Here is an 11,694-nt window from a genome sequence, read left to right on the forward strand (position 1 = left end):
ATAATCCACTAAATAGTAGTTGTATGATCAAAGTACGTACAGGTTTAGCGATATTACTTTCTGGTAGTATGATGACAATTGCATCTGCTCAGTCTTTAAAAAGTATATCCGGTGATATAGTCCCGTTTATCAGTAGTTTCGATGAAACGCAGCTGAAAGATAAGATATCGTTATCATTGAAAGATGGAGAGAGGGTGAAGACCGGAAGTGGCGAAGAATGGAATTTGTCGGTTCATACACAAAATGTTCCGGGAGAGCCGGATGCAACCGATTACAAGTTAACCTGGACATTGGAGAAAGGAAATGCACAAAGTATAGGAGTAGGGGTCGATTTTCCATTCAAGGATTGGTCGGTCGATAATTATGTGTTTGTCCCGGCCATCGTTTATGATGGAAACCGTTTTGATGTCAAGGATGTCGGCTATCCACCATACTGGTATGAGAAAAGTGAATGGCGAAAAGATATGCCGACAACGACTACGGTTCAACCTACCCTGGGTAAGAAGGGTAGTAGTGCTGCTAAAATAGAACTGACAACAGGAAATGCTTCAACTCCTTTAATGGCTTTTTATGCGCCGGATAAGGGTAAAGGCTGGATGGTACAGACTACACAAGGTAACATTAATGGCAATCACGGTCTAACGATCACCGAGAATGGAACGAAGACGGAGAGTGTCTTTACAATTACATCTCCGGCAGTTCGTGAAAAACGAGCTATAATTAGTGGATTTGCAGAGTCGGGAGATAAAGCTGCCGATTACAAACAGGGAGATGCAGTATCTATCCGTTTCCGGGTTTACACCTTCCCCGCAAAGAGCTTGAGCGATTTGTACCAACGTTTCCTGAAGGCCCGTAAAGGATATAATGTGGTAAACCGTAAAGAAGAACTCCCGTTCAGTGAGGCCTGGAAATTGGTGAATAACCTTTATCAGACTGAACGTTGGGATGATGAGATCGATATGTATTGGTTGAGTAAAGTCGGTGCAAATACCAGTTGGAATTTTATTTGGCAGTTGGGATGGGTAGGTGGAGGCCAGAATACCTTGCCAATTATGATGAAAGGAGGACAAACCGGCAAAGAACGGGCTAAGAAAAATATAGAAGTAATTGTATCTAAGAGCCAGGCTCGTTCGGGATTTTTTAATGCCTATGGTAATGGAAAGGATTTTGTTAGCTTCGGGTATGGTTCTCCTTTAAAAAACAATGAGTCATTGGTTCGTTCGCAGGGCGATTGGTTGTATATGGCGCTTCGACAGTTCCATTATATGGAATCGGAAGGGGAAGTTGTTCCGTCACATTGGAAGTCGGCTTTGCAGAAACAGGCGGATGCTTTTGTTCATTTATGGGATCGGGAAGGACAGTTCGGACACTTTGTGGATGTAGAGACTGGGGATATTTGTATCGGTAATTCTACTGCCGGTGCGATTGTCTGCGGTGGTTTGGCTTTGGCCTCACAGGTTTACTCGAACCCGAAATATCTGGAGGTTGCCAAACAGGCAGGGCGTAAATATTATACCGATTATGTGCGGAAAGGATATACCACCGGAGGGCCGGGAGAGATTTTATCTACTCCCGACAGTGAGTCGGCCTTTGGACTTTTCGAAGCTTATATGGCTCTTTATGAAGCAACAGGTGAAAAGGAATGGCTTGAATATATGTCGGAGTTATTACCGATATGTGCCAGTTGGACTGTTTCCTATGACTTCAATTTCCCGTCTCAATCGGAGATGGGGAAGATCGATGCTCGTTCCTGTGGTGCTGTTTGGGCGAGTGTAGCTAATAAACACGGTGCTCCGGGTATATGTACCTGGTCGGGCGATTGTTTATTGAAATATTACCGGGCGACGGGAGATAAATATGCTCTGGAGTTGCTGACAGATATAGCCCACGGTGTTCCTCAATATATAAGCCGTGAAGATCAACCGATAGGCGAGATGCCTCCGGGCGGTTCCTGTGAGCGTGTTAACCTGAGTGATTGGGAAGGCAAGAATAATGTGGGTGGTAGTATTTTCGATTCTTGCTCCTGGGTGGAAGCAGCCATTGCATTAACGATGACGCAACTGCCAGGTATCTATTTGCAACCGGATAAAGATGTATTGGTTGTTTTTGATAATATTCATGCGGAAAAAGTCAAGGTGGAAAAAGGACGTTATGTACTTCGTCTGACGAATCCGACCCGCTTCCCGGCAGAGGTGACGATTTTTAGTGAAACAGCTGAAGAAGCAAAGAAACCTTTATCAGGCTTTTCCGGTAAAGAAAAGCAAACTATATCTTTGCGTTCGGGCGAAGTAAAAGAGGTGGTTCTAACTATAATCTGAAATTCTGCCTCCTGAATTCCAGTGGTGAAAGTCCCATCACATTGGAGAACGTACGGGAGAAATATTGAGATTCTTTAAAACCAAGCTTGTGAGCGATCTGATTCACTTTCATATCTGTTTGGATCAGTAGCTTGCAGGCTTTGTTTATTTTCAGGCGAATAAAATAATCCATTGGGGAGTGGCCTGTTTCCTTGACGAATTTGCGGTAGAAATAAGATGTTGAGTATCCACAGAAGTCTGCGAAATCTGCCAGTTTGAGATTACTTTCAATATTATCATTCATATAATGAACCACCCGGTTCATTACATTTTCGGAATATTCTTTCTGGCGGAATTTATTCCGGTAAATATCAATAAACAGGAAGGAACCCAGGAAATGGGCAAAGCACAGGTTGGCATAGTGCATGTGATCCATAGACGTACTTTCATTCAGTGTAAAGAAAATTTCTTCGAACAGGTCGATCCTTTCTTCGATGCGCGACCGGGCGGAAGGGGTTACTGTTGTCGGTTTATCGAAGCGGCTGGAAAAAAGAGGCGCTTTACTCCCTCTGAAATGAATCCAGTAGATTGTCCAGGGACTTTGTTCATCCGCCCCGTAAGCATGTGGAATGTTCCGGGGTAGGATAATGAACTGATTGGCTTCCAGTTTCTGCTTTTTTCCATATAACTCAATCCATCCGCAGCCATCTTTACAATAGATAAAGAGAAATTCATCGCATCCGGTAGGGCGGTTGATATAATGATGGGACGCTCTTGAGAAATATCCCATCGAGTAAAGATACAAATCACCCGTCAACGGACTGTCTTCCATCAGGTTGATCATCGGGATAGGAAGATAAATGAAACGTTCGCCGGAAAATCCTAGTTCTACTTTCGCCATATTTCATGTTTTTTGCCATTCACAGCCTAAAATAAGCAATAATAATCCACAAATAAGGCAATAATATGCTATTTTTTATAGGAATTCGTTTTTCTGACATAGTAGTATTAGTTCCCTCAGGACTATAGTGCTGCCCCCCTTAGCACAGTAGTGTGAGTGAGGGTAGCACTATAGTCCTGTTTATCTGTAAGATTTTAGCTATACCTTATTCGCGTGCTGTAGAAATCATCATAGAAAGATTCTCAGGAGGAGTTGTGGATGGTATTGCGCAACCTGCATTCAGAATGAAGCGGGGATTATCTTTAAAAACCTCCAGTAGCTCAATTGTCTTCAGCTTAACAAGCTCTGGGGTACCAAAAGCCAATACTCCGACCGGATCTATATTACCGGCAAAAACAGTCGTTTTATGCATTTTCTCTTCTGCTTTTTTGATGTCGGTTTTGTAATCCAGTTCCAATACATCCGCTCCGCATGTGATCATCTGGTCGATAATAAGGTCTGTATTTCCACAAATATGTAATAGATAAGGAATACCGGATTGATGCGCATATTCACAAACTTTTCTTTCGTAAGGAAGTGCAAACTGTTCATACATATCAGGCGATAGCATAGAAGGGCCGGCTGGACTGTCTCCATTAGAAACCATATCGGCGCCGGCTTCTATCATCATTTTTATAAATTGTGAAGTCGCTTCATAGCAATGATCCAGTAACGCAAAGACAGACTTTTCTTCTTCCAGATATAAATCCATCATCATGTTTTCTACACCACGGATCATTGTAGCTAAAGAAAAGGGAGCCTGATCGCAATTGCCCCGTATGTAGATTTCGTTCTTAAAGTATGCTTTTAACAGTGTAACGGCTTCACACCAGATATTGGCGTATCGGTAATTCTGTACATCGACAGGTTTGAGTTGATTAACTTCTGCTAATGAAGATAATATCCCAGTATGGGAACGGGCCGGTTCATGTTGTGGAAAATCGACCTTTACCCCGCATGCACCGGCAAGTGTCACTGTATCGATATCTACAACAATACCATCATATTGATATTTTTCTACTGCACGGATAAAGCATTCGGCTATAATTTTTGGATTGTTGCGGTATTGTTCCATCGTATATCCGGCTTCATTGACGGCCATCATAAAATTATGCAGCATAATAGGTGTCTTATCCGGCTTTTTGCCGGAAAGAGCAGCTTTGATTCTTTCGTATCCAGTCATGTTAATTGTGTTTATGAGTTTTCTTTTTCAATTTCTTCCAATGATTTATTTCTTGTTTCAAACAGATACTTCTTAAAGAAGAAGTATCCGATGAGAGTTGTAATAGAGAAAAATGCGAAACAGTATCCTTCTCCGTTGGGTAATGCTCCGGTTACGATAGGGAACAGGAAAGAAATCCCTCCATTAACGATCCAATTAGAAAGTGATCCTATGGACATACCTTGCGACCGGATACTATTAGGAAATATCTCTCCTAATAAAACCCAGGATACGGCTCCCATTGAAGAGGCAAAGAATGCTACAAAACTTATGAGGGAAATTAATAATATCCATGCAGGGAAACCTGAACCGAAGTAAGATAATGTTAGTAATGCCAATGAAGCGGACATACCTGCTGTTCCAAAAAGAAGTAGTTTTCTTCTTCCCAGTCTATCTATTAATGATTTTGCTAATAAGGTAAAAGTAAGATTTGTCAGACCTATGATAACTGTTTGTCCAATAGCAGCATCGGTTGAGAATCCCGCTGATCTGAATATATCTGTTGCATAATACATAACAATTGCTATGCCTGATAGTTGGCTGAAAATACCGACTGCAATACCTATTAGAATGAATCGAAGATTAGGCTTCTTGAACAATGAGATATGTACTTGTTTATTAAAGTCTTGTTTATGAAGAGATGCTTGTATTTCCTCAATTAATCTTCCACTTGTTTTTAGTGAATTATACCCTGATAATACAATTTCAGCTTCTTGTATGTATCCCCGTTTAACGAGCCATCGAGGACTACGTTGGGCCTTAAGTAGTAACAAAAAGAAAATACCGGATGGAATAGTCATCGATAAGAACATATAACGCCAATTATATTCACCTGTATCGATCAATAAATAATCAATAAAGAAGGCTGCTAATATGCCAATGACAACACCTAATTGAAAGTTAATGGTTGAACTTCCACGCTTTTCAGGAGGTGTAATTTCTGAAAGGTAAATAGGCATAGTTACGGAAACTATTCCAACAGCAATTCCTCCCAATATCCGGGCAATAATAAACATATTAAAGTTATAGGCAAATCCTGTACCTAATGCAGACATTAAAAATAGTAAAGCCGCTATTTTCATTGTATCTCTGCGACCAAACCTGTCAGTAGGCCAACTGGCTAATGAAGCTCCTGTGATACAACCAACAAGCCCAGAACTGACCGACCAACCGACCATTGTATCCGAAAGATTGAAATAGGATGTAAAAAATGGCATAGCCCCATTAATTACCGCTGTATCGTAACCGAAAAGCATTCCTCCTAGTATGGCTATCCAAAAGTATAAGATGTGTGTTTTCATGGAGTTATTTTTTCACAAAGATAACTCCGTCAAATAGGTTTGCGTTTAAATTCGGTATTATAGCACTATTTTGAAATAATGCTTATTGAGGTTTGCTTTTCTTTTTGTACGAAGTGGGTGAATGGCCGTTATATTGTTTGAATACGGTAGAGAAGTAAGCCGGTGAAGAAAACCCCAGGTCATAGGCGATGTCTTTAATTGAGAATTTGTGTTCTTTCATCATTTCTTGTGCTTTCTCTATTTTTCTACGAATTATATATTCAGACGGAGGTATACCGGTCTCCTCTTTAAATGAATGTTTGAATCTGGATACGGAGAGGTTGCATTTATCTGCAAGAGTATCTAGGTCGAGTACCTCAAAAAGGTTCTCATCTATATAATGGACAATCTTGGCTATACGGTCACTGTATGTCCTGCCGGAATTTTTTTCACCTGCATGTATGATATGAAGTAAAAGGGACACGAGTAAATTAGTCAACTCCATTTTGGTTAACGGTTCCTTGTTCTGAAAGTAGATAGATATGATTTTTAGGAGCAAACGTTCACACTCCGTTCCTCCTTTAAAGAGGCGTTTGGGTAATTGCAGTAGCCTGGAGAAGAGCTCACAGGCATCCAAATAGTTTAATCCTAAATATTCTTTACCCTCTTGGGGCTTTTTCAGAACCATCCAGTATAAGACCCCTTTTTCTTCAGGAACATCACCAGTGCCATGTATTTCATCAGGAAAAGCAATAAACACATCTCCACCATATAATCTGAAAATATTGTCGCCAACAAAGTATTCCTGACTTCCTTTAGCCAAATAACAGATTTCTATCATATCCGGATGGGTATGGGTGGGAAGTATGGTTTGTGTATTTACATAATTGTATCTGCCAAATTCATCGAAAATGTCAATACCATGTCTTTCCATATTCAAAATAAGTCGGCTAATTTCTCTGTTTCTCATTTGTATTTGTAGGCTAAGCACCCAGCGCCTTGTCATATTTCTATGGTAGGTTTCCAAATGCTCGCCCCCGAACCGGACTTACACCTCTCAGCGTATCCGGCTCTCCACTAATTTTAGTCTATCTTTCCGTCATGTATCTTTTTGTGACAACTCCTGCACACGGCAATCGTTTTGCGTTTGCGGGCAATCATGTGTCGTTCCCAGCTTTCCTTACCCTGCAAGTTCTTTAGTTTCCTTACATGGTGCATAACAAGGTCGTCTGTCGCTCCACATAATTCACACTCATGGGCTTTCAGCCTTTCAACAAGACTTGTCCGCCCCGCAGTATAAATTGTTCGTGGCATGGTGTCACATTCCGATTTATAGGTGGGCTTCTTGCGTTTGAAGCCACCGTCGTAAAAGTATCTTTCCTTTACACCTGTTTTAGTCATGTGCTTTATGATAAACCTACCGTTCTTACGATATTTCTTGTTTACCTTGCGTGTGCGGCACTTATATTTGCCTGCAAACGTTTTGTACATGCTGTATTCCATGATGTACTTGAAATTATTCAAGGCATGGGCACAGTTGTTGGCTATGGAGTAGTAATTATAGAAACCCACGATTTCCCGATTATAGCTATCAAGGATTTCAAGGTCGTCATTGAATATCAGTCCCGATTTACATTTCGGTTTCCATATTTCCTTTCCGTTACGGTTTGTCATTTCCAAGACTCCCCAATCGAACAGTTTTTTACGGACAGTTTCCATACTGACATTCAAGCAGACCCTTTTACCATAGGTTCTTCTTAATCTACCCCGTTTATCACGTCTTTGGTCGTTGGACTTTCTTACAGTAATTTCATATCCGAGAAACTTGGCAGGTCTTTCGGTATGGGTGACAAGTGTCTTTTCATCAGACAGTTCCAATGCCAGTTTATCAGCAAGGAAGTTTTTAATATCTCCCTTTATCTGTTGCGCATCTTGCTTACTTCCGATAATTCCCACGAGAAAATCATCTGCATATCTCGCATATTTCATTCTCCTGTAATCGGCATCCATTTCTTCGCCATTGGGATATTTAGCCCGTCCTTGTTCTATTGCTTTCAGTTCAAGGATTAGCTTTACCCTTTGCCTTTCGTCTTTTACGGACTTCAATCTTCGCACAATACGTTTTCTTGCATTGCCGAAGTCCAAACTTTCTCTACTGAATTTTCGTTTCTTCCCTTTATCGAATTTGGCTATGTATTCCTTTATATACTTATCCAGCTTGTCAAGGTATATATTAGCCAATATCGGGCTGATGATACCCCCTTGCGGTGTGCCACTGTAAGTATTGTGGAATTGCCATTCTTCGATATATCCCGCTTTCAAAAACTTGCGTACTAAGCGTATGAAGCGTTCGTCCGCAATGCGCTCCTTGAGTATGTTTATTAATACATCATGGCTTATATTATCAAAGAAACCTTTTATATCTCCCTCTACAAACCACTTTGCACCGCTAAACTCCTTTTGGATGTGAGTTAATGCAGTATGGCAGCTTCGATTGGGTCGAAACCCATGCGAGGTGTATTCAAAATTTCCCTCGTATATGGCTTCCAATACCATTCTTACTACTTCTTGTATTAACTTGTCATTGAAAGTCGGTACGCCAAGAGGTCTTTTCTTACCGTTTTTCTTCGGTATGTACACCCTCTTTGACGGTTGGGGCTGGTACGTTTCATCTTTTAACGTATCAATCAACTTTTCAATTCGTTTCAGGCTCATGTTGTCAATGGTCTGACCGTCCGAACCTTTAGTCATGTTGCCCTCTTTGGCGTAGATGTGCTGATAGGCAACATAGAACATTTCCTCATTGAACAAAATTCTGTAAAGACGTTCAAACTTGTAGCTTACATCCTTACTGTGTTCTGATAGACTGTTTAATACTCTTTCTGGACTTCTCATAATGTCTCTCACATTTTCCGTTAATTGTATTAATAATTAGCTGCTTCCCTTCGCCATGTACAAGGCGTTACCTTGCTCGGACTACTATGGAAGCTCCGTTACCACTCCGAATTTTCATAGGTCAAACCTAATAGCCTTTCGGCACTTCGGGATAGGTAATCCCCGTTTATTACATCGTAACTGTTGGCATGATAGATTGTCGGATACGACTTCCGTCCTTCACTCGCTTACTGCGGTTGTGTCGTGATAAGTTCTTGCTACATTCATACCTATACACTGAAGTAGTATCACGATATGGCGATTGATAGTTACCTTACGCCATAGCCTAAAGGGGAACCACTCGGACTATCGTTTAATCAATTCGGACTTTATCCTCATATCTATCTTTTCATCTCGCCATTCAGTCGCAGTTTGGTAACTAACTGACTTATGACTTTTCCGACATGCTACACTCCCTGCTCGGTTAAGTTTTCCCGAAAACAGATAAGTCGGCTGATGATAGGTTATTTTCAAAGAACACTTTCCTAATCTCTTGCCAAAGAGATGTTTACGATGCAACCTTTACGGGCGCACATAGATTTTATAGGTTGTAATAGGGGCAAATATAGGAATAAAGTAGAAGTGTAATTTATTTATTTTGAAAAAAACATTCAAAATAGTGCTATAATATTTCTCTTAACCTGTAAGTCGCTTAGTAACTCTACATTTGCAAATGTTAAATCTAGTTATACCATGAAACGAAGAGATTTTTTAAAAAGTACCGGTTTGATAGCTTCTTCAACGGCTATCTTCGGACAGACAGAATTATTGAATGCCGCACAAGCTAGTTCGATAACAGACATGCCGGCCGCTGCGGACGATCTGGACGCCAAGTTGAATAAACCTTTGACCGCTATTATTATCGGTGCCGGCGGGCGAGGTGGTGTCTATGCCCAATACGCAGAAAAATTTCCGAATTCACTTAAGATCGTAGGTGTCTCCGACATCAACGAGTTTCGCAGAAAACGGATGTCTGATCGCTTTTCAGTGAAAGAATCATGTCGCCTGGGAGATTGGAGTGAAGTCTTTAAGAAGCCGAAATTTGCGGATATTGTCTTCATAACTACTCCCGATCATTTGCATTATGCCCCTTGTATGAAAGCTTTAGAGATGGGGTATCATGTATTATTGGAAAAACCAGCCGCTCAAACGGAAAAGGAATGTACTGACATTTTGAAACAATCGCAAAAGTATAACCGTATCGTGGCAATCTGCCATGTACTGAGATATGCACCCTATTTTAAAGCACTCAAAGAAACTGTCGATTCAGGAAAAATCGGAGAGTTGGTAAGCATCCAGCACCTGGAACCGATCGAACGTATCCACTTCTCCCATTCGTATGTGCGGGGTAATTGGAATAATTCAAAAAAGAGTACTCCTGCCGTCATTTCCAAATCGTGCCATGACTTGGATATTTTACGATGGATTGTAGGGAAACCGTGTAAAGAAGTGACTGCTTTCGGTGATCTCTCTTATTTCAAGGCATCCAAGGCCCCGCAGAATGCGGCAAAGCGTTGTTTGGATTGCCCGATAGAACGTGAATGCGCCTTTTCTGCCAAGCGGATTTATTACGACAGACGCATCTGGTTGCATGTGTTCGACCTGGACGGTGACAAACAACAGCAGGGCGAACAGATCTTGTCTTATCTGCGGACGACTGATTACGGACGTTGTGTCTTCCATTCGGATAATGACCAGCCGGATCATTTCATTATGAATATGAAGTTTGAAGATGGTGCGACTGTTGCTTTCTCGATGGAAGCTCTGACCTCTTACGGTGGACGACGGACACGGATTATGGGTACCAAAGGGGATATTGTAGGTGATATGCAATCATTTACTGTGACTGATTTCTTAACCGGAAAACAACAAAAATGGGGAACCGATATCAACGACGGGCATGGCGGAGGCGACCTTCGTCTGATCAGAGACCTGTTGTGGGCGGTCGATAAAAAGGATGAATCTTTGTTAACCAGTGGTATAGCTGCCTCTATCGAAAGTCATGTGATGGGGTTCAGGGGAGAGCAGTCAAGATTGAAAGGAACAATAGAAAGGCTTTAGGCACTTAAAGTTGTGTGTTTTTATACGATAAAAATATTAATCAATTAAATCATCTGTTATGCAAAACAAATTAAAAGGATGGATCGCACCGAACAGCATCACCAAGGATCCGAATGACAAGATCTTGATACTTGATCCTGCCGGACATGTGGGGCTGGAGGAAATTTATAAAGAAATGAGGGAAGAAGATACCGGCTTGCGTCCGGAAACGTTGACTCATGTCGTTACCCTTTATGAGCGAATTGTTGCCCGTTTTTTAATGAACGGTTATTATGTGAATACCGGTTTGTTTTATGCTGTGCCCCGTTTTTTGGGACTTATTGAAAAGGGATGTTGGAATCCTGAGAAGAACAGTATTTATGTTGCATTTTCACAAGACAAGGTTTTGCGTGAAGAGATTGCCAAGACCGATATTGTCATTCAGGGTGAAAAGAACGATGTCATGTATATCTTGGAAACGGAAGATCGAAAAACGGGCTTGACCGATGGTAGGATGTCGTCGGGACGTAACCTGGTTGTCCGTGGCGCATACATCAAGGTGGTGGGCGACGATCCTTCCGTGGGTATTTCTTTCCGTAACAAGGCTGACGATACGGTTGTCAAAGTGGAGGAAGAAATGTATAGTACCAATAACCCGTCGGAACTGATTTTTATTGTTCCTACTGAATTGAGTGATGGCGAGTATGAATTGACGGTTACTACGCAATATACGAAAAACAAAGGTGTGTTTCTGAAATCTCCCCGTTCGGTATCCGTGCCGGTATATGTGGGAGAAAAGAAAAATGAAGAAGACGACCGTCCAGTGATAGAGTAGGACGGCCGCCTGTACTTACTCCGTACTTTCCCTGCCGGTAACTCCGGTGGGGAGTCAACGGTAAGGAATGTGCGGAGTAAGTGCTAGGGAATCGATGGAGTATAAAATATATAATGTTTAACTTGAAGAATAATATTATGAAGTAT

At 41.4% G+C, this 11,694-nt stretch carries 8 protein-coding genes; 3 read left to right on the forward strand and 5 right to left on the reverse strand.

What is annotated here, in order from left to right; genetic code table 11:
• Positions 1-23: 23 nt before the first annotated feature.
• Positions 24-2,318, forward strand: coding sequence for a hypothetical protein (locus HMPREF1536_RS27900; RefSeq protein ID WP_199884258.1), 2,295 nt, complete (start codon positions 24-26; stop codon positions 2,316-2,318).
• Here HMPREF1536_RS27900 and HMPREF1536_RS14265 read toward each other — a convergent pair.
• The 5 genes from HMPREF1536_RS14265 to HMPREF1536_RS14285 all read right to left on the reverse strand — a co-directional run bounded on the left by HMPREF1536_RS14265 (position 2,308) and on the right by HMPREF1536_RS14285 (position 8,634).
• Complete coding sequence (locus HMPREF1536_RS14265; RefSeq protein ID WP_028729587.1) at positions 2,308-3,198, reverse strand: helix-turn-helix domain-containing protein; 891 nt, start codon at positions 3,196-3,198, stop codon at positions 2,308-2,310. The genes HMPREF1536_RS27900 and HMPREF1536_RS14265 overlap by 11 nt on opposite strands.
• Positions 3,199-3,403: 205 nt before the next feature.
• Positions 3,404-4,420, reverse strand: coding sequence for a uroporphyrinogen decarboxylase family protein (locus HMPREF1536_RS14270; RefSeq protein ID WP_028729588.1), 1,017 nt, complete (start codon positions 4,418-4,420; stop codon positions 3,404-3,406).
• Between the two features lie 11 nt (positions 4,421-4,431).
• Entirely contained in the window at positions 4,432-5,760 is a 1,329-nt protein-coding gene (locus HMPREF1536_RS14275; protein WP_028729589.1) for a sugar porter family MFS transporter, read from the reverse strand.
• 82 nt (positions 5,761-5,842) lie between these two features.
• Complete coding sequence (locus HMPREF1536_RS14280) at positions 5,843-6,709, reverse strand: AraC family transcriptional regulator (protein ID WP_122146129.1); 867 nt, start codon at positions 6,707-6,709, stop codon at positions 5,843-5,845.
• A 113-nt stretch (positions 6,710-6,822) separates the two neighbouring features.
• The gene (locus tag HMPREF1536_RS14285; RefSeq protein WP_046151773.1) at positions 6,823-8,634 is read right to left on the reverse strand and encodes a reverse transcriptase/maturase family protein; all 1,812 of its coding nucleotides are present in this window, start codon (positions 8,632-8,634) and stop codon (positions 6,823-6,825) included.
• Positions 8,635-9,366: 732 nt separating this feature from the next.
• Between HMPREF1536_RS14285 and HMPREF1536_RS14290 the strand changes: the two genes are divergently transcribed.
• Positions 9,367-10,734, forward strand: a complete 1,368-nt coding sequence (locus tag HMPREF1536_RS14290; protein ID WP_028728447.1) for a Gfo/Idh/MocA family protein — start codon at positions 9,367-9,369, stop codon at positions 10,732-10,734.
• A 58-nt stretch (positions 10,735-10,792) separates the two neighbouring features.
• The gene (locus tag HMPREF1536_RS14295; protein ID WP_028728448.1) at positions 10,793-11,548 is read left to right on the forward strand and encodes a DNA-binding domain-containing protein; all 756 of its coding nucleotides are present in this window, start codon (positions 10,793-10,795) and stop codon (positions 11,546-11,548) included.
• The last annotated feature ends 146 nt before the right edge of the window (positions 11,549-11,694 follow it).

The organism is Parabacteroides gordonii MS-1 = DSM 23371, assembly GCF_000969825.1.
GTDB lineage: Bacteria > Bacteroidota > Bacteroidia > Bacteroidales > Tannerellaceae > Parabacteroides > Parabacteroides gordonii.